At 41.8% G+C, this 18,276-nt stretch carries 17 protein-coding genes and 1 tRNA gene; 9 read left to right on the forward strand and 9 right to left on the reverse strand.

Annotation, left to right across the window (positions count from 1 at the left end; translation table 11 throughout):
* The first annotated feature begins 316 nt into the window (after positions 1-316).
* The 3 genes from VB714_RS15540 to VB714_RS15550 all read left to right on the forward strand — a co-directional run bounded on the left by VB714_RS15540 (position 317) and on the right by VB714_RS15550 (position 3,899).
* Positions 317-1,654 carry a hypothetical protein gene (locus tag VB714_RS15540; RefSeq protein WP_323225544.1) on the forward strand — a complete coding sequence of 446 codons (1,338 nt, stop codon included), beginning with the start codon at positions 317-319 and terminating at the stop codon, positions 1,652-1,654.
* A 178-nt stretch (positions 1,655-1,832) separates the two neighbouring features.
* Positions 1,833-3,767: an ATP-dependent zinc metalloprotease FtsH gene (gene ftsH / locus VB714_RS15545; protein WP_323225545.1), complete on the forward strand. Its 1,935-nt coding sequence runs from the start codon at positions 1,833-1,835 to the stop codon at positions 3,765-3,767.
* A 51-nt stretch (positions 3,768-3,818) separates the two neighbouring features.
* Positions 3,819-3,899 (forward strand) — tRNA-Leu (locus VB714_RS15550).
* A gap of 82 nt (positions 3,900-3,981) precedes the next feature.
* On the opposite strand, the gene mtnA is transcribed toward VB714_RS15550, so the two are convergent.
* The gene (mtnA, locus tag VB714_RS15555; RefSeq protein ID WP_323225546.1) at positions 3,982-5,028 is read right to left on the reverse strand and encodes an S-methyl-5-thioribose-1-phosphate isomerase; all 1,047 of its coding nucleotides are present in this window, start codon (positions 5,026-5,028) and stop codon (positions 3,982-3,984) included.
* A 138-nt stretch (positions 5,029-5,166) separates the two neighbouring features.
* On the opposite strand from mtnA, the gene VB714_RS15560 reads away from it, so the two are divergent.
* A complete protein-coding gene (locus tag VB714_RS15560; RefSeq protein ID WP_323225548.1) occupies positions 5,167-6,027 on the forward strand; it encodes an EamA family transporter in 861 nt (286 codons plus the stop codon).
* 35 nt (positions 6,028-6,062) lie between these two features.
* On the opposite strand, the gene VB714_RS15565 is transcribed toward VB714_RS15560, so the two are convergent.
* Together VB714_RS15565 and VB714_RS15570 are read right to left on the reverse strand one after the other, a co-directional pair.
* Positions 6,063-6,284 (reverse strand): hypothetical protein, encoded by a 222-nt coding sequence (locus tag VB714_RS15565; RefSeq protein ID WP_323225549.1) that lies wholly within the window; start codon positions 6,282-6,284, stop codon positions 6,063-6,065.
* Between the two features lie 150 nt (positions 6,285-6,434).
* Complete coding sequence (locus VB714_RS15570; protein ID WP_323225550.1) at positions 6,435-7,805, reverse strand: AAA-like domain-containing protein; 1,371 nt, start codon at positions 7,803-7,805, stop codon at positions 6,435-6,437.
* A gap of 18 nt (positions 7,806-7,823) precedes the next feature.
* Between VB714_RS15570 and VB714_RS15575 the strand changes: the two genes are divergently transcribed.
* Together VB714_RS15575 and VB714_RS15580 are read left to right on the forward strand one after the other, a co-directional pair.
* Complete coding sequence (locus VB714_RS15575; RefSeq protein ID WP_323225552.1) at positions 7,824-8,360, forward strand: pentapeptide repeat-containing protein; 537 nt, start codon at positions 7,824-7,826, stop codon at positions 8,358-8,360.
* Positions 8,361-8,429: 69 nt separating this feature from the next.
* Positions 8,430-9,074, forward strand: a complete 645-nt coding sequence (locus tag VB714_RS15580; protein WP_323225553.1) for a hypothetical protein — start codon at positions 8,430-8,432, stop codon at positions 9,072-9,074.
* Between the two features lie 26 nt (positions 9,075-9,100).
* On the opposite strand, the gene mtnC is transcribed toward VB714_RS15580, so the two are convergent.
* From mtnC to VB714_RS15595, 3 genes are read right to left on the reverse strand one after another with little or no spacing between them, the layout of a single operon-like run.
* Positions 9,101-9,811: an acireductone synthase gene (mtnC, locus tag VB714_RS15585; protein WP_323225555.1), complete on the reverse strand. Its 711-nt coding sequence runs from the start codon at positions 9,809-9,811 to the stop codon at positions 9,101-9,103.
* Positions 9,808-10,482, reverse strand: a complete 675-nt coding sequence (mtnB, locus tag VB714_RS15590; protein ID WP_323225557.1) for a methylthioribulose 1-phosphate dehydratase — start codon at positions 10,480-10,482, stop codon at positions 9,808-9,810. Before mtnB ends, mtnC begins: the two co-directional genes overlap by 4 nt.
* Positions 10,483-11,019 carry a 1,2-dihydroxy-3-keto-5-methylthiopentene dioxygenase gene (locus VB714_RS15595; protein ID WP_323225558.1) on the reverse strand — a complete coding sequence of 179 codons (537 nt, stop codon included), beginning with the start codon at positions 11,017-11,019 and terminating at the stop codon, positions 10,483-10,485.
* Between the two features lie 371 nt (positions 11,020-11,390).
* On the opposite strand from VB714_RS15595, the gene VB714_RS15600 reads away from it, so the two are divergent.
* The 3 genes from VB714_RS15600 (at position 11,391) to ftsY (ending at position 14,859) form a co-directional block, all read left to right on the forward strand.
* Positions 11,391-12,170 carry a DUF502 domain-containing protein gene (locus tag VB714_RS15600; RefSeq protein WP_323225559.1) on the forward strand — a complete coding sequence of 260 codons (780 nt, stop codon included), beginning with the start codon at positions 11,391-11,393 and terminating at the stop codon, positions 12,168-12,170.
* Between the two features lie 55 nt (positions 12,171-12,225).
* The gene (gene nusB, locus VB714_RS15605; protein ID WP_416309703.1) at positions 12,226-12,888 is read left to right on the forward strand and encodes a transcription antitermination factor NusB; all 663 of its coding nucleotides are present in this window, start codon (positions 12,226-12,228) and stop codon (positions 12,886-12,888) included.
* Between the two features lie 102 nt (positions 12,889-12,990).
* A complete protein-coding gene (ftsY, locus tag VB714_RS15610; protein WP_323225562.1) occupies positions 12,991-14,859 on the forward strand; it encodes a signal recognition particle-docking protein FtsY in 1,869 nt (622 codons plus the stop codon).
* A 4-nt stretch (positions 14,860-14,863) separates the two neighbouring features.
* On the opposite strand, the gene VB714_RS15615 is transcribed toward ftsY, so the two are convergent.
* The 3 genes from VB714_RS15615 to VB714_RS15625 all read right to left on the reverse strand — a co-directional run bounded on the left by VB714_RS15615 (position 14,864) and on the right by VB714_RS15625 (position 18,255).
* A complete protein-coding gene (locus VB714_RS15615) occupies positions 14,864-15,790 on the reverse strand; it encodes a pentapeptide repeat-containing protein (RefSeq protein WP_323225564.1) in 927 nt (308 codons plus the stop codon).
* 171 nt (positions 15,791-15,961) lie between these two features.
* On the reverse strand, positions 15,962-16,417 hold the full coding sequence (locus VB714_RS15620; protein WP_323225608.1) for a Rieske (2Fe-2S) protein: 456 nt from the start codon (positions 16,415-16,417) through the stop codon (positions 15,962-15,964).
* Positions 16,418-16,461: 44 nt separating this feature from the next.
* A complete protein-coding gene (locus VB714_RS15625) occupies positions 16,462-18,255 on the reverse strand; it encodes a cytochrome c biogenesis protein (RefSeq protein WP_323225566.1) in 1,794 nt (597 codons plus the stop codon).
* Positions 18,256-18,276 lie beyond the last annotated feature (21 nt).

Genomic DNA, 18,276 nt, shown 5'->3' on the forward strand with positions numbered 1-18,276 from the left:
AGAGGCGATCGCCAATAGTTCTGGATTTCAGCGTTGGATGCTAGAACGGCAACTCAAAAATGCCTCTAGTGTCGAAAATGGTGCCAAAAATATTAATGAAATCGAGCAAATCGATCTCCTAGTACGTACTTATTTGCGGGAAACCTTAGAAACTTTAGCTTATTAAACTTTGCGATCGCTTGAATCCCATTCATAGCAATCATTAGAGTAAACTTGTTGGAGTCGATTGCTCCTCAAGGATTTGAACAAATCCAACCAAGAGTAAGTTCTCAATTCTATACTGGAAGATGGAACTTCAAACAATTGAGAACGGGCAATGACTCCAAACCCCGCCATTATTGAATCTGTCGAACAACTCGGATATCGCGTTACCGTGGGCGATGTCGCGGCAAAAGCTGGATTAGATGTTAACTTAGCACAGCAGGGATTATTGGTTTTAGCCTCAGATTCTGGCGCTAATTTGCAAGTTGCTGAATCTGGCGATATTGCCTACGTTTTCCCGAAAAATTTCCAAGCCATTCTCCGCAATAAATATTTACGCTTGCGACTGCAAGAATGGTGGGACAAAATTTGGAATGTCCTTTTCTACTTAATTCGGATTTCCTTTGGCATTCTTTTACTTCTTTCTATTGTTTTAATTTTTCTCGCGATCTTCATTATTATTATTGCTCTGAATTCTTCTAATGATAATGACTCCGGTGGGGGAGGAGGTGGAGGTTCCCGTCATTCTGGGGGACGCGGTGGATTTGCATTTTTTCCCCGTCTTTGGTTTGGGTCGGATCTCTTTTGGATTTTTAACCCCAGTTACGGCTATTCAGACTATTCTCGGCGACAGAAGCGATCGCCCTCATCCTCCTCGGAAAAAAGCGAACTCAACTTTTTAGAAGCTATTTTTTCCTTCTTATTTGGAGATGGCAATCCCAATATTGACTTAGAAGAGCGACGGTGGCAAGCGATCGGTCGCCTCATTCGCAACAACCGTGGGGCAGTAATTGCCCAGCAAATCACCCCTTATCTTGATGAAATAGACGCGATCGCCCTGGAAGAAGAAAGTTATATGTTGCCTATCCTATCGCGATTTAACGGTTATCCTGAAGTCTCTCCTCAAGGGGAAATTGTTTACTATTTTCCCGAATTACAAGTAACAGCAGGAAAACAAGAAGCCACTTCAGAATTAACTAAGATTTTACCCGAACATCCCTATCGTTTCAGTGCGGCAGGAAGCGGCCAAATTATGGGGGCGATCGCCCTAGGAAGTGTGAATATAATTGGGGCATTAACATTATGGTCGTTAATGCGGGGAGATATTGCGGCTCAAATTGGCGGTTTGGTCGCTTTTGTTGCCTCTATTTATTGGTTGTTATTAGGATACGGTATTGCCTTTTTCGCGATTCCTTTAATCCGCTATTTTTGGATTCAACAGAAAAATGCAAAAATTCAACAACGCAATAATCAGCGCATTCAACGAGCAGAAAAATTAGAAAATCCCGATACACTTATCCAACAAAAACTCGATTATACGCGCCAATTCGCTCGGGAGCAAATTATCGGCACGGAAGAGTTAAGCTATTCCACAGAAACCGATCTAATCGACCAAGAATTAGAGAATATTGAAAAAGGCGATCGCGAATGGCAAAAACGTTTAGAATCTTAGATCTAAAATTGTTATTTTCTGAATGAAAACTGGAAACTCTGCGAAACCTCGATTTTCAGCTAAAATACTAATTAGTCATGCGATCGCGCTTTAGCATCGCTATGCGATCGACAAGCAACTTTGATGAACTTCTTTGATGAATTTCTCCAGTATAAATTTCTCCAGTATGAGTTTCTCCATGAAAGCGCCTACTTTGAAAAAACACCACTTCATTAATACAGACCATAATCCCAAGCACCCCTCGGTAAATTCTCGTAGAAAGCCCTCCCTTCGTCCTCTACTCAGCATTGCCGCTACATGGGTTCTTCTTCAGAGTTGCCTGACGGGAATTCCCGCGATCGCCCAAGAAAAAAAAGAACCTCTCTCCTACACTCAACTCCTCGAAAAAGTGGAAAAAGGGGATGTTCTGAATATTGAACTCGATCCCTCCACAGGAGTCGCTAAAGTTGAGATTCGCGGGGAAGAGGAACCGACAAAAATTAAATTGTTCGATGAAGACCCCACATTGGTCGAAAAACTACGCAAACAAGGCATAGAGATTGACGTACAGCCCTCTGGAGACCCCTCCGCAACCCTGGGACTCATTGCTAATCTTGCGCTTTTATTTATTCTCTTTTTCATCGTCATTATGATTTTAAGGCGATCGGCAGCCTCCTCGGGACAAGCCCTCAATTTTGGCAAGTCTCGGGCGCGGTTTCAAATGGAAGCCAAAACCGGGATTACCTTTAATGATGTTGCTGGTATTGATGAAGCCAAAGAAGAATTGCAAGAAGTCGTTAGTTTTCTGAAAGAAACCGAACGCTTTACCTCTATTGGTGCGAGAATTCCCAAAGGAGTTTTGCTCATTGGTCCTCCTGGTACGGGAAAAACTCTCTTGGCGAAAGCCGTTGCAGGAGAAGCAGGGGTTCCCTTTTTTAGCATCTCGGGATCGGAGTTTGTGGAGATGTTTGTGGGAGTTGGAGCTTCGCGGGTGCGGGATTTATTCCGCAAAGCCAAAGAAAATGCCCCTTGTTTGATTTTTATCGATGAAATTGATGCAGTGGGTCGCCAACGCGGTGCCGGGATCGGGGGAGGCAATGACGAACGAGAACAAACCCTTAACCAACTCCTGACGGAAATGGATGGCTTTGAAGGCAATACGGGGATTATTATTATTGCGGCAACCAATCGTCCTGATGTCTTAGATTCTGCCTTATTACGTCCGGGGCGTTTCGATCGCCAAGTAATGGTAGATTTACCAGGCTACAAAGGACGTTTGGGCATTTTAGAAGTTCACGCCCAAAACAAAAAAGTCTCTTCCGAAGTTTCTTTAGACTGTATTGCCCGTAAAACACCGGGTTTATCTGGGGCAGATTTGGCGAACTTGCTCAACGAAGCTGCTATTCTAACTGCCCGCCGTCGTAAGGAGGAAATTACTCCTCTGGAAGTGGACGATGCGATCGATCGCGTCACCATTGGTATGACCTTAAATCCTTTACTTGATGGCAAGAAAAAGCGTCTCATTGCCTATCACGAAGTCGGTCACGCCCTCTTAATGACTCTGCTAGAAAATACTTTTCCTTTGAGTAAAGTGACAATTATTCCGCGATCGGGGGGCATTGGCGGTTTTGCCCAACCTTTATTAGATGAGGATTCCCTGGATAGCGGTAACTTCAGCCGTGCGGTATTGCTCGATCGCATTACGGTTTCCCTAGGGGGGAGGGCAGCAGAACAAGAGGTTTTTGGGGATGCAGAAGTAACCATTGGTGCAATGGGTGATGTTCGCGCTGTTGCCAATATCGCCCGAGAGATGGTCACGCGCTACGGGATGTCGGCTCTGGGACCAATGGCTTTAGAACCCCCGGATAATGAGGTTTTCTTGGGGGGAGGTTGGCAACCGCGATCGGAGTATTCCGAGGAAGTCTCCGCGAAAATCGATCGCGCTGTGCGATCTCTGGCGTTTGAGGGTTACGAAAAGGCACGGGAGATTATCCGCGTCCATCGTCCAGTGATGGATCGCCTGGTCGATCTCTTAATTGACCAAGAAACTATTGAGGGGGATGAGTTCCGTAAAATTGTGGCGAGTTATGTTAAGTTGCCCAAAAAACAACGGGAACTTTCTTTAGCAAAATGATTGCAATTTGTCCCTAAAATCTGTTATACTCATTAACTGTCAAACAAAAGCGCGGATGTGGTGGAATTGGTAGACACGCACGCTTGAGGGGCGTGTGGCTAGCCCGTGCGAGTTCGAGTCTCGCCATCCGCATGATTCTTGAGTAAGTTAATCATAAGTTAATCGTTCTGAAACATTCCCTCAATCAGAATGATTAACTTATTTTATATTATTTTTATGCCTGAAACTTCTTTAATTCTTCTGGTTTTACTGCTCCTTTTTCGGTAATAATTGCCTCAATTAAAGTTGCAGGAGTGACATCAAAAGCAGGATTATAAAAATCAACGCCATCGGGACAAAGCCGAGTTTCTCCTACTTGATAAATCTCTTTTGCATCTCTTTCTTCAATGGGAATTTCTGTTCCGGTTTCTAACTTAAAATCAACAGTTGAAAGGGGTGCAGCAACAAAAAAGGGTACATTATGTGCTTTGGCGATAACTGCGAGTCCATAAGTTCCTATTTTATTGGCAGCATCACCATTGGCAGCAATGCGATCGGCTCCCACAACAACCGCATGAATTAAGCCTTGTTTCATGCAATGCGCCGCCATATTATCAGTAATCACTGTTACGGGAATGCCTTCTTGTACGCATTCCCAAGAGGTCAGTTTTCCTCCTTGAAGACGAGGGCGAGTTTCGTCAGCATAGACTCGAGTGAGGCGATCGTCTCGCCATGCCGATCGCACCACACCTAAAGCAGTTCCATAACCTGCTGTTGCTAATGCTCCAGCATTACAGTGGGTTAAAAGAGTGAGCTTTTGTGGCGTTTTTGGCAGCACTTTTAAGCCATTATCGCCAATATCTTTACAGGTTTGTAGGTCTTCTGTTTGAATGGCTTGGGCGGTTTCTAACAATGCGGTTTTAATCTCTTCTACACTACCGGATGTTGCTTGGGCGGTTTGCAGTTGACGGGCGATCGCCCAAAATAAATTAACGGCGGTGGGACGGGTTTGGCGCAATTTTTGGGCGACTTCTTCCAATTCTACGAGGAAAGTTGCGCGATCGCCGCTTTGAATTTCCCTCGCCCCCAAATACATCCCATAGGCCGCAGCAACCCCGATCGCCGGGGCACCACGCACGATCATGGTTTTAATGGCTTTGGCCATGGTATCGCTGTCGGCGATGGCCACAGTGGTATATTCGGCGGGAAGGCGCGTTTGGTCGATGAGAATGGCGCGATCGCTTTCCCAAATAACGGGATATATTTCTCCAGCAGGACTCATGGCAATAAAGGGATGGACTTACTTCTAGGGTAAGGTGAAGGGGCGATCGCAGGCAAGAGGGGAAATCTTCGCGATCGATAGTGCTTCTGTTGCAATCTTAATAATCTACTCCCATTTTTCAACTTTATAGCTATGGTGATGAGTCGAATTGCTGCCAGTATTTCTGTGCCTCCGATCGCATTAGCATTGCTGGCGATCGCTTCAATGCAAGGAGGAGCCGCATTCGCAAAATCTCTCTTTCCAGAGGTTGGAGCTGGAGGAGTATTATTTATGCGAGTGGGTTTTGCTGCAATTCTCCTTTTTGTTCTTTGGCGACCCAAATTAACACTTCAGATCCGCGAGAATTTTAAATTATTGTGTCTTTTTGGTATTGTTATGGCGGTAATGAGTCTTTCCTTTTATCAGGCACTCGATCGCATTCCTTTGGGTATTGCTTCCGCATTAGAATTTACGGGACCTTTAGGGTTAGCTGCATTCAAATCGAAGAGAAAACTAGATTTAATTTGGGTGATATTGGCGGCGATCGGGTTATTACTTCTCGCACCGATCGGAGGATTTGTCTTGGATATTTGGGGAGTGATGTTAGCCCTCATTGCTGCCTTTTGTTTAGCCGCTTATATTGTTTTATCCGCTCGAGTCGGAAAGGTCATACCGGGAGTTGCAGGATTAGCTTGGGCAATGGCAATTGGTGGACTAATCTTAATGCCCATCGGCATATTATCAGCAGGCAGTACGCTTTTGCAACCTCGGGTGTTACTTTTGGGTTTAGGGGTAGCAATTTTATCGTCTGCATTACCCTATTCTTTAGAAATGGTCGCATTGCGATCGCTTCCTCTCAATGTTTTTGGTATCTTAAAAAGTTTGGAACCCGTCGCGGCTGCCCTTGCTGGTTTGTTGGTACTGGGAGAAATGTTAACCTTAAGAGCAACACTGGCAATTCTTTTGATTTCCCTTGCTGCTGCGGGAGTTTCTCGGTTTCGCGATCGCACGTCAGCGTGAATATCAACCCTAGGCTATCTTGAAGGGGCAAAAAATTAATCTACCACGCGAATAAACCCCATTCTAACACGGTCGTAAATGGCACGCACGCGATCGCTTTGTTCGTGGGTTAGGGCAGAATCATTCAAAAGGGCATTTTGTAAGACCTGGCGATCGCGGAGGGTAATTTTTCCCGTCGCGAAAATTTTTTCAATGCTGCTTTGCAGGTTCATAGGAATCATGGTTTGAGAATCCGGTAATTCTGAAGGCTTGAACATGGATCTTAGCAGGTAGGGGGTAAGACCCATCAGAGTCTATGCTTTCTACTATGCCTTATTCTCTCGCGAGTGTAAATAGAGAAAAACTGATAAAAATTGATAAGTTTTATGTAATCATCAGTCAGCAGCAAAAAGACAAGCGATTATTGTTCATTTATCACCTATTCTCTCTCGAAAATAATCTCGATATAAATCACAGCTCACCGTAACTTGATTGCCATCTAAATGAACTAAGCCCATGCTGTGTAACTTAAAAGCATCTACTTGTTCTAAGGCGATCGGGAGATGAGATTTAACAACTTGTTTGAAGGCTGCTAATAAGGCAGGATTTTGCTGGAAATACCAAAGACATCGATGGAGGCGATCGCTGTAAATTCCTGTATCTGTAGAAGCGGTTTCTAGTAACTCTTGGAAGGTCACTTCGCCTCGCGCCAAGTGATATAAAGACAAGCGACTCAAATAAGGATGTCCTGCTAATAAACGCATTAATTGTTCGATTTGCTTTGTATCTAATGCTAATCCATAACGCTTAACAAGTTCTAGGATTTGTTCTATTGTAAAAGGTTGTAATTCTACTCTCACGCCAACATTAAGGGGAGATTGATTAATATCTAAAGGAATATAAATTTCTGTGGAATGTACCATTACTAATCGCAGTTTTCGCCAGAGTGAGTCGGCTTTTGTTTTTTCATGCCAAAACCGCAAAAGACTGAGAAATTCTCGAGCAATTTCGAGATTTTCAATAATCTCGTTAACCTCGTCAAAAGCAACAACAATCGGACTATCAACTTGAGAGAAAATATATTGTAAGTAGAGAGTACAACTCATTTTGCTGCCAATATCTTCATCCCAAAATTCATCTAAATTTGGTTTCAATCCTAATTGTAAGCTGAGATTAGCACATAACCAACGTAACAGGCGATTGATATCGTTTAAAACCGAGGCTTCTGCTTGTTGAAAATGGAGCAGTCCCGTTTTATAGCCTTTTTGGTTAGCCTGAGCAAGAATTCTCATCATTAACGAGGTTTTGCCCATTTGTCTAGGGGCTTTGATGCGAATAAATGCACCATCTCGAGTAATTTCTTGATAGCATCTTTGTTCGTCAGGAACTCGCTCGATATAAAAAGGAGAGTCAAGAGGAACACTTTCTAGAGGGAGTTCTAAATCAAAGTGTAGATCGGAATCTATGAGTTGCGCGATCGCAGAAGTCGTAGATGGAGCGTTAATTGTTGCTAATGTCTGTTTATCTGCTGTCATATTGCGCTCTAAAACCGAGTGTAGGTTGGTTTTAGTGACTTTTTCTCCCAGAGCGTGAGACAGCAATCGCCATAATTTGGGGGCGACCCCTTGTTTGATATAATTGGCAGAATAGCCGTATTCTTCGGCAATACTATCGTAGGTTTTTTTTGTTCTTTGCCATGATTCGCGCAGGATAATTCGTTGAAGATCGTTTAGATGTTCTTCTGTCTGAGAATAAACTGATGATTCAACAAATTTTAAAACTTCTTCAATATTTTTCATGATTTTTAAAGTTTTGCCATGAGACAACAGCATCAAGTTCAAAATAATTTTAAAATTTTGCTGCAGCGTTTATTCGGATTGTTAGCTATTTTAATAATGGCGGTATTTTGGTTAATTATCGGCGCACGTCCGGCTTTAGCACAAGAGAATACTGTTAACTATACACTCACGCAATTGCGCGATCGCGATTTTTCTGGACAAAATTTGTCGGGTGCAAGTTTTGCAGGGGCAGATTTACGAAGATGTAATTTTAATCATGCTAATCTACAAGGAACAATTTTGACAAAAGCTACTTTTTTCAAGGCAGATTTATCCGGTGCAAATTTGAGCGGTGCATTAATGGATCGGGTCAATTTTGAGTCTTCTAATTTAAGCAATGCTATTGTAACTAATGTTATTGCAACCAGTACGCACTTTGTTGATACTGATATTACCGGAGCAGATTTTTCTGAGGCTATTTTAGATCGTTATCAAGTTAGTTTGATGTGCGATCGCGCTAAAGGAGTCAATCCGGTGACGGGAGTTTCAACCCGAGAGAGTTTATTCTGTGATTGAATCAGGAATTTTCAGGTTGCGATCGCTGTATCTGAATTTTAAAGAAATTGCGAGTAGAGATTTAAAACAATGAATTCTCATCCTTGGCTTCAAGCTACAATTCAAGTTGAATATTATCCCGACATACCCATATTGTTATGGCCGATAGCGGAAGTTGAGAATTTTACGTTTATTCGATTATCTGAAAAGACTAGCGATCGCGAAATTGGTTTAATTATTACTCAATTAATTGATTACAATGAAATAGATGTTAAAGACAATATTAATGATTGTTTGCAGGAAATAATTATCCACAAAAATTTTAGAGGGAAAGATAAGTTGATGATCGCTGGAGGATTGCAAGTTTGCTCAATAGATGGTAAAGTTATCCGTTATGGATGTTGCTCTGGATTAGAAAAATGGCGAGGATGGCTGGATTTTTTGCAAACAAAGCGATCTTTTTGGACTGGTCACGATCCGAGTCCTTGGGTTGAAAAAATCGGCAATATCGTGAGGGTTTGGTCTGATGGTGGTATGACTTCGATTAAAGATGCGTTCTATATTGATTTTGAATTGCAAGAATTTGAGTTAGCATTGGAACAAGTATCTCAAGATTTAAAAGCATTTTTATTGCGCTTAGAATCATGGGCAAATCAATTAGGATTTCCAGCATCTAAACAGTTAGTTTCTAAATTCGATTTCTGCTTTTCAATCTCATCTCCTACATCATACTAGCGCGATCTCAGCAAAGTTTTAGAAACTTATCCCTTGTGAATAAATACCTCTTGAAAAGACTCCACTTCCGGCACTTCACACCAAGATTCGGTTCCCGATCGCTTCACATGAATAACTTGTAAACCTATCTCTCTTGCAGCCTCTAATTCTGCTGGAACATCTGAAAAAAATACGATTTCAGCAGCAGAAAAGCCTAAAATCTTAACAATTTTTTGGTAACTAAGTGCTTCTTTTTTATTCCCAGTTGTCAAATCGAAATAATGAGAAAATAATGGGGTCAAATCTCCGTCTAAAGTGTGACTGAAAAACATTTTTTGTGTTCCGATCGACCCAGAAGAATAAATCCCTAACCGTAGACCAGATCGTTGCCATTCTTCGAGTCGAGGCTTGACATCTGGGTAAAGATGTGAGTGAAATGCACCGCTTTCAAAGCCTTCTTGCCAAATCAGTCCTTGAATTGATTTTAATGCAGGATGTTTACGATCGCTGTCGATCCATTCGATTAATATCTCGATCGCTTCATTTAACTCAATATCTCGATCTTTTTCTGCTTTAACCGTTTGCTTTGTTAATGCGATCGCCGTCGTCACCACCTCTAAATTTTGGGCTTCTAAAACAAACTGTTTCAGCCTTTCTCTCGAGTAAGGAAACATGACCTTATGGACAAATTGAATATCGGAAGTCGTCCCCTCAATATCCAACAAAATATAGCTTACTCCTGTCAGTGTTATTGTCATCCCAATCTTAACTCCAATAAACGACACTCGAAGAGAAATTCCCAGGCTTCAACATTGCGTTTTGCCATTTGAATTGTGTTTACCCAAGTATATAAACCATGACCCGCGATCGCAAATCCAAATAACTCATCACGATCGGTTAAATGTTGAGTTAAATATTGAGTTAAATTTTCTGAAAATTCAACCATATTTTGAGAATTGGAAAACACAGGAAGCGTTACTGTTGTTTCATGAGTATTAATTCCTGCAAAGGCTTTTTGAATTTCGTAACCTTCAAAGGAAATTTCTCGAAACTTAGCAAAACTCTCCCCCGATTTGAGATATCTTTTTGATAGGACTGTAGACGCAGGAGAATGGGTATGAAAAACGCAGTCAACGGATTTCCAATTATAAATGCTGAGATGAATTAAGGTTTCTGCTGAAGGTTTTGCACCTTCTGGTTCTATGGTTTTTCCAGTTTCATCAACCAGCATTAAATCTTCTGGTTTAAATTGGGTTTTATCTCGTCCTGATTGAGAAATTGCAAATACATTTCGTTGTCGATCTGCAATGAATGAAAAATTAGAACTGGTCGCAGGAGTCCAACCGCGACTTCCAAAAAAACGAACTGCATTTGAAAGCTCGATCGCCTTCAATTGTGTCTCTTCCTCTTGCAACCATTGTGCCTTCATTTAGACTCGAACCTCCGTATTAGTATAGCGAGGCACCCATCCTTCTGTGCCAGTAAAATACCGTACAGCCTTAATGCGTCGTGACGATGTTAAATAAAACCAATGTTCCGTATTTTTCGGTACATTGATATATTCCCCTGCTTCCACTTTTAAGGCAATTTGAGAAGCATCCGATCGCACAAAGCCAAATATGCCTTCTCCATCCACAATGTAACGCACTTCATCATCATCGTGAGTATGACATTTAGCGAATTTTGATAATAGTTCGTCCAGTTGAGGAATATTAGGGTGCAGAACAATAATATCTCGACTTTGATATCCACCTTCTGCTTGTAATTGATGGAAATAATGGTCTAATTGCTGCAATACTGACTCTTTTTCTGGTTCGTCTAAAGACTCTTTTGCAAGCAAGTCCCTGGTTTGCGGATTATCTCCCATCGGCCAGCGATCGAGTTTAATTGATAAAGGTGCAAGTTCAGTCTGAATTTTGTTTAAATCTGTAATGATTTGTTGGTTTTCAAATTTTAGTTCAGCCATACCTGATTTTCCTTTGTCGTTAAGGGCGCGAATTCTAACCCCTAGCATACTACGATGAGAAAACTATCTGTCATCATTCAATCGCAAAATTGGCTTAATTTGAAAATAAGACAATCTCCCCATAACAACCCATAAGATGGTAAAATGTAGTGGACTATACATCTATCGAAGGCTTGCTTTTTAACATAGAAGCGCCTTTTTTCCAAGGGAAGAAATGAAAAACTTGCAACATTTCTTTACAAGGATTAAAACTAGAGACAGAAGAAAACGCATATTCACTGCTTTTGAGACGCGATTTCTGAAACGCGATCGCAGTTGAATGGCAATCAATACCCAAACCCGCACCAGTTATCATGGAGAATCAGCGATCGGTGTTCCAACACCTAAAGCAGGATTTAAAAAACGACTTAATTGCAGGTCTTTTAGTTGTCATCCCCCTAGCAACTACAATTTGGCTGAGTTTTACCATTGCCAGATGGGTGATAGGGTTTTTAACCGAAATTCCCAAACAGCTTAACCCTTTCCAAGGATTACATCCAGTTTTAACGAATCTCATCAATCTATCTGTTGGGTTTGCTGTCCCTTTAGTCTTTATTCTGCTCATTGGCTTAATGGCCAGAAACATTGCAGGACAATGGCTGCTCAATTTGGGAGAGCGAATTTTGCAAGCTATTCCCCTCGCAGGATCTGTTTATAAAACCCTCAAGCAAATTTTGGAAACTTTACTCCAAGATTCCAAAAGTAAGTTTCGACGGGTGGTTATTGTGGAATATCCCCGGCAAGGAGTATGGAGTCTCGGTTTTGTGACAGGACAATTAAGCCCACTTCTTCAGGCTCACCTTTCTCAGCCTATGTTGAGTGTATTTATTCCCACAACTCCCAACCCGACTTCGGGATGGTATGCCATAATTCCAGAATCTGAGGCGATCGATTTATCCATTTCTATTGAAGATGCCTTTAAAGTCCTGATTTCTGGAGGAATTGTCAGCCCCAAAACATTCCCAACTGCTTCTCCACCTGCGGCGATCGCCCTTTCTAAATCTTCCTCAAAATCTCCCAAGTCCTACGAAACCATTCCTCGCAATCATGATTCCTTAGAGCGATCGGAAGAAAAACAACAGGCTTTACCAATTGAAGAAGAAAAAGTATAAGATTATAATTTCTGGTTTGATTGTTTCTTGTTAATTTTTTCTTTTTCTCCATACCATTATGCCTCGTCAACAACCCCGTCAAACTTCACGAGAATTAGCTCTTTTAAGCCTAAGTCAAGTTCGAGGCAATTCGGAAAAAATCCAACAACAAACCCTCAATGATTTGGTTTTAGCAGCTATTCGCACCCTAGTCGCAGAAGCAAGAGATACCCTCTCCACTGCAAGCGAGGAAATCCAACGAGGAGCCGATCGCCTAGCAAGTAGCGACACTCGAGCGACAGACATACAAAGTAGTAAAACAATGGTTAAAGAAGCCATTGAATTAACCGAAAAAGCCCTCAACCGGGTTGGTTATGCCGCAGACTTACCCGAATTCATTTATTTAGCCGATCGCCAAGATGTGCAGGAATATGCCTTAGAATTAATTGGGACAGTCAAGCGTCGTCGTTCAGAAATTACCGAGGCGATCGAATCGTCTTTGGTAGATTGGCAATTCCATCGCATTCCTCAAGTCGATCGCGATATTCTCTCTCTTGCAGTTGCCGAAATTGTCTTTTTAAACATTCCCACTCGCGTTGCCATTAATGAGGCTGTAGAATTAGCAAAACGCTATTCTGATGAAGAAGGCTCTCGTTTTATTAATGGTGTTTTACGCAAAGTGGTAGAAGGAGAAAAAATTAAGGAATTTCCCCAAGAGGAGACTATTGTAGAAACCTAAAAGATGGATTTATTCTTAAAAACGCTACTAATCCTGCAATCCTATAATCTTGATTAAAGGATGAAAAATATAGATAATTGAAACTGTTCATTAATTAAAAAAATGGTATTTAATTGGTTTAATCGAAAATCAGGAAAAGGTGAAGACAAAGAAAAAAAGGAGAATGAGAAAAAGCAATCTCAGTCTCTAGAGTCGGAATCACCTCAAACTCAAGCAAAATCGTCGGAAGTAGAAACAGATCAATCTTCTAAGCAAACCACTCAAGAAGATTACTTGAAATGGGCAAAAGCTGCTTATCAAAATATTCAACAGCGTCAAGAAAAAATAAAAGCAGAAGAAAAATCTTCGGAATTTTCTGAGGAAACTAAGAGTCAGCAAACAAGTACACCCGTAGAAACCGATCGCGAGGAAACTATAGTTGAAGATATTACAGAAACAGTTGCTGAAAAAGAAACAAGTACACCCGTAGAAACCGATCGCGAAGAAGTAATTGTTGAAGATATTACAGAAACAATTGCTGAGGAAGAAACAAGTACACCGATAGAAACCGATCGCGAAGAAGTAATTGTTGAAGATATTACAGAAACAATTGCTGAGGAAGAAACAAGTACACCGATAGAAACCGATCGCGAAGAAGTTATTGTTGAAGATATTACAGAAACAGTTGAGGAAGAAATCAGTATACCTGTAGGAACTGATAACCGAGAAGATATCGGAGAAACAATTGTTGAGAAAGAAAACAATACATCTGTAGAACTTGAAAAAATTGCCGATACTGATACAGAAATAGGCGAATTATCTGCAACCGATGAAACCGCGATCGAGACTCCCGAAACCATTCAAGAAACGCCATCAGAACCTATCTCTACTCCTGCGTGGATGCAGAAATCTGATGCGTTGGAACGATTGAAAGAAACGGCGATCGAAACTCCTGAATCAGAAATTGAAAGCGAATCTTCCCTTGATTTTGATGAAGATTTTGTCTGGTCAGCTAAAGTTTTGGCCGAACAAGGAAGGCGACCTGAAGAGGTTTCTCTTGATGAAATTAGCTGGCTCAAACGTTTGCGAGAAGGACTCGGTAAAACGCGCCGAAGTTTAATTAATCAACTTAAAGCTGTCGTCGGCCAAGGTCCTCTTAACGAAGACGCTGTAATGGAAATTGAGGCTTTACTTCTACAAGCTGATGTGGGAGTCGAGGCCACAGAATATATTATTGAAACGCTACAAGAGAAATTGCGAGAAGAAGCTCTCCCACCGGAAGAGGCGATCGCCTATTTAAAAACAATTCTTTGCGACCTTCTCGACAAACCTCTAAAAGATCCGCAAAATGCAGCATTGACTCCTCAAGATGATGTTTTAAATATTTGGTTGATGACTGGGGTTAATGGCGCAGGAAAAACCACTACAATTGGCAAATTAGCACACATGGCCAAACAGTCCGGCTATAGCTGTATTATTGCCGCAGCAGATACATTTCGAGCCGCAGCAGTAGAACAAGTGACCATTTGGGGAGCGCGATCGCAAACCCAAGTTATTGCTAATCCAGGCAAAAATACCGACCCGGCTGCAGTAGTTTATGATGCAATTAATGCAGCCATCTCTCGAGATATTCGCCTCTTATTAGTAGACACTGCTGGACGCTTGCAAAACAAAAAGAATTTAATGGCAGAATTGGCAAAGATTCGCCGTATTATTGATAAAAAAGCGCCCAATGCAACAGTGGAATCCCTATTAGTTTTAGATGCAACATTAGGACAGAATGGCTTGCGTCAAGCACAAGTTTTTTCGGAATCTGCTAAGTTAAGCGGTGTTGTCTTGACTAAACTTGATGGTAGTGCTAAGGGAGGTGTCGCTTTAGCCGTTGCTAAACAGTTAAATTTACCCATTTGCTTTGTTGGTGCGGGAGAAGGAATCGAAGATTTGCGCCCTTTTTCCAGTTATGAGTTTGTCGAGGCTCTTTTAAGCGATTAATTTATTATTGAGGAACATTCAATGCACCCTGTTTTTTCAGCCAGTTTTTTTGTTCTTGACTTAACCCTTTCGCATCAGTAAAGACTGCACCAGAAACATTACAGTTAGCAAAATTCACATCTTCCCAAAGAGTATTTTCTAGGTTGGTATACTGTAAATTCGCATTAGTTAGATTGACTCGCGTAAAACGCGCACCTTCCAAACAAGCAGAAAAGAGAGAAGCGCGGGTTAAATTAACATCTTTTAAAACAACATTTTCTAAACTTGCATTGACAAATTCTGCTTCTTGTGCATTGACTTCATACCATTCAGAAGCACGGAAATTAGTTGCGATCGCATAAACTCCCATTAAGTTAACCTGTTGCAAAACACTGCGAGTAAAATTGGCTTTTTCTAAATTTCCACCCGCGATCGCCACGCGAGTTAAAGCTGCACCTTCCAAACTGCTGCGAGTCATGCGAGAATGGCTAAAATTAGCGTCAACAAAGCTAACTGCACCCAAATTTGCCCGCGTTAAATTAGCACTGCTAAAATTTGTTCCTTCTCCCGTTGCTTCCCGAAAATCTGCTCTTTCAAATCGTCCCGCAGAAAGTTCGCTATTGTTTAAACTTACTCCATAAAAACTGGCGGCGATCGCGACCACTTCTCTCAAGTTTGCATGATTCAAATTGCTTTGATTGAGTCTGGTTTTATACAAGCGGGCGCGTCCTAAATTGGCGTAAGATAGATTTGACCACATCAACGCAGCATTCGTAAAATCGGCCTCTTGACAAGAAGCATGGGAGAGGTTCGCCGATCGCAGATAAGCACGGACAAAAGAAGCGCGATCGAGGTGCAAATTTTGTAAGTTGATATTGCTTAACTCCGCTTGAGCCAAAGATTGTCCGTCTTGTAGCTTGGAAAGAACTTCATTGCTGTTGAATATTGCCATCTCAGTTTTGGGGGGTGAACGCGAATTAAAGTTTTGTATCAGAATTTACCGTTTCTATTCTTATAGTAATATTTGCTACAAAAAAATAGCAAGTAATTTTGACAAAAATTAAGGATGCGCTAATATCCTCACCTAATTGCAAATATTGAATCGATGTGATGCAAATAGTTCTTAAATGACCTTGACAAGAATTAAATTATCCTCTTGTTTTATTTCAAAAGGTGTTAAGGGTTTTGGGGCAGGTTTAGCCACAACCCGGCCATTAAGATCGTATTTTGAACTATGACAGGGACAAACTAAGAGCTTTTCTTCTGCCTTAAACTCCACAGAACAACCTTGATGGGTACACATGGAGTCAAAAGCAACAATTTCTTCCGTGTCTGGATGTCGGAAAATTAAGACAGATTTAGCCGCATTTTTTTTATCAGTTATTACACCCTTTTCTGCTAAATCTTCAATAGTTCCAAGGGCTTGAAAACCATCTTCTCGAATCGATGTATCAATTTTTGTTTCTGTTTTTTGAATTGAGGAAGATTCATTGCTAGAATTGCAAGCAGCAAGAACAACAGGTAAAGAACTTGCGAACATTCCTACGCCAACCCAACTCATAAATTCCCGACGATTCATCACTTTTTTGCTGATTATTTGTTGTTGTTTGTTTGCATTTTATCTTAACTAATCACTGATTCCGTTTCTTTATGGGTGACGGGCGATTTATTGCTGGTGACTGATTTACTAAACCAACCTTTATATTTAATTGCTGTTGCTAAAACAAACAATAAATCTACGCCAACAATAGAACCTACAATTAACTCCGATCCTCCCGTACTGAAACCGTAACTGTGCAACCCTTGACCTAAGACAAAATTAACCCCATACCATGCCATCAAAACCGCATTAAACGAGACAACACTTGTTACCGCCATGCCAAAATCTCCTAACCATCCCACAAGACGACCATGTAGGGGGATAATGTAACACATCAGAGCAATTAATGCCCATGTTTCTTTAGGATCCCAACCCCAGAAGCGACCCCAAGAAAAGTGCGCCCAAATGCCTCCTAAAATAACGCCAGCAGTCAACAATAATACCCCCACCTGTAAGACACCATAATTCCATTTTGCAAGGCTACGAATGCGTTCACTCGCTTCAGGGGCAAAGAAATAGTGACCGAGGAGAATATGACCCAACCCTAAAGCGAGGGCAAAACTCGCATAACTGAGGGTAATGGTAGGAACGTGAATGCTCAACCAAAAGTTATCTCGCAGAACGGGGACGAGGGGTGTAATACTGGGATCGAGGATGGCGGGAAGACTATCTGCCAAAAGCAAACAGACGACAGAGAGAGGGGCTGCTGCGAGGAGATAATATTTGGCGCGAATAGTGCGAGTAGGGATGTGAGGAACAAAAGCAGAGGGTTTGAGACTATCGGGAGTTTTTTCCGGACGGGTTAGGGTAAAGAGTTCAAAGAGAAAGGCGATCGCAGCTACGCCAAAACCCACCCAGATCACCGACTCGTACATATTTGTCACGGGAGGTCGTCCGGCGATCGCCATGCGATCGAGAAAACCGTAAGCGTGAATCCCCAAACCGCTTGCAAATACACCCATTGCACCCCAATAGAACTCAAATACGGGGAAGAGAGTGACAAGCAACATTAGAACAAAAGCAAGGCTGTAGAGTTTCCACGCTTTACCAAAAGGATGTAAGTGATAAAAACTGGTTTCTCGTTTTAGGGTGTTCGCAGCCGGATAAACCGTAGGACTAAGTTGGGTTAAATCATCGCGTAAAGTTTGAGCCGCATTACCAAGAGCGGTAAAATTATTAGGGCGATCGCGATAGGTTTGTTTGAGGGTGTCGTAGTCCCTGAGAACGGGTTGAAGTTGTTCGGAAGTATAATAAGTTTCGGCTGTATTAATCCCCTCCCAAGTGCCTTGAGAATCATTAGGATGAGGGATGAGAGGAAGAGCTTGGTTCGATACCGTGTTATACATGAGAGCAAGGCGATTTTCTAGGGTGAAGGCTTCGCGATCGCCTCGGGTGAGTTCAATATTATCTGCTTCTTTTTGGTGCGCTGCGAGGATAAGATTACCAATAGTTGAACTCAAAAGTTCTTGAAAAGAGAAATATTTTTGCTCTGGATCGAGTCCGACTTGTTCTTTTAAGGGACGATAGCTGAAAAGAATGAAAGGCTCCTTGTTCCAGTCGCGATCGTTAAACCAAAGAGAAAGATAAGTTTGTAAATAGTCTAATTTTTGCCCATCTATAGGGGTATAATTGGTGCGTCCGTGGATTTGGGCAACAGTCTCTCTAGCAACAGTATCGAGGGGCTTTTTGCGTCCATCCAGTTGTATCGCAATATTTTCTAAAGGATCGAGAGGATCGCTTTGGAATTGGCTAAAAGGGATTGCCAAGATGAGAAATCCCAAACACAATCCGATGAGAAATTTGGCGATTTTTATCATTGGGTGAACTCCTTAATAAGA

Origin of the sequence: Spirulina sp. 06S082 (assembly GCF_034932145.1) — a bacterium.
Taxonomy (GTDB): domain Bacteria; phylum Cyanobacteriota; class Cyanobacteriia; order Cyanobacteriales; family Spirulinaceae; genus CCY15215.

Coding starts and splice junctions, on each gene's coding strand:
- VB714_RS15540 (WP_323225544.1), top strand. CDS start 317: ATGACTCCAAACCCCGCCATTATTGAATCTGTCGAACAACTCGGATAT.
- ftsH (WP_323225545.1), top strand. CDS start 1,833: ATGAAAGCGCCTACTTTGAAAAAACACCACTTCATTAATACAGACCAT.
- mtnA (WP_323225546.1), bottom strand. CDS start 5,028: ATGAGTCCTGCTGGAGAAATATATCCCGTTATTTGGGAAAGCGATCGC.
- VB714_RS15560 (WP_323225548.1), top strand. CDS start 5,167: ATGAGTCGAATTGCTGCCAGTATTTCTGTGCCTCCGATCGCATTAGCA.
- VB714_RS15565 (WP_323225549.1), bottom strand. CDS start 6,284: ATGTTCAAGCCTTCAGAATTACCGGATTCTCAAACCATGATTCCTATG.
- VB714_RS15570 (WP_323225550.1), bottom strand. CDS start 7,805: ATGAAAAATATTGAAGAAGTTTTAAAATTTGTTGAATCATCAGTTTAT.
- VB714_RS15575 (WP_323225552.1), top strand. CDS start 7,824: ATGAGACAACAGCATCAAGTTCAAAATAATTTTAAAATTTTGCTGCAG.
- VB714_RS15580 (WP_323225553.1), top strand. CDS start 8,430: ATGAATTCTCATCCTTGGCTTCAAGCTACAATTCAAGTTGAATATTAT.
- mtnC (WP_323225555.1), bottom strand. CDS start 9,811: ATGACAATAACACTGACAGGAGTAAGCTATATTTTGTTGGATATTGAG.
- mtnB (WP_323225557.1), bottom strand. CDS start 10,482: ATGAAGGCACAATGGTTGCAAGAGGAAGAGACACAATTGAAGGCGATC.
- VB714_RS15595 (WP_323225558.1), bottom strand. CDS start 11,019: ATGGCTGAACTAAAATTTGAAAACCAACAAATCATTACAGATTTAAAC.
- ftsY (WP_323225562.1), top strand. CDS start 12,991: ATGGTATTTAATTGGTTTAATCGAAAATCAGGAAAAGGTGAAGACAAA.
- VB714_RS15615 (WP_323225564.1), bottom strand. CDS start 15,790: ATGGCAATATTCAACAGCAATGAAGTTCTTTCCAAGCTACAAGACGGA.
- VB714_RS15620 (WP_323225608.1), bottom strand. CDS start 16,417: ATGAATCGTCGGGAATTTATGAGTTGGGTTGGCGTAGGAATGTTCGCA.
- VB714_RS15625 (WP_323225566.1), bottom strand. CDS start 18,255: ATGATAAAAATCGCCAAATTTCTCATCGGATTGTGTTTGGGATTTCTC.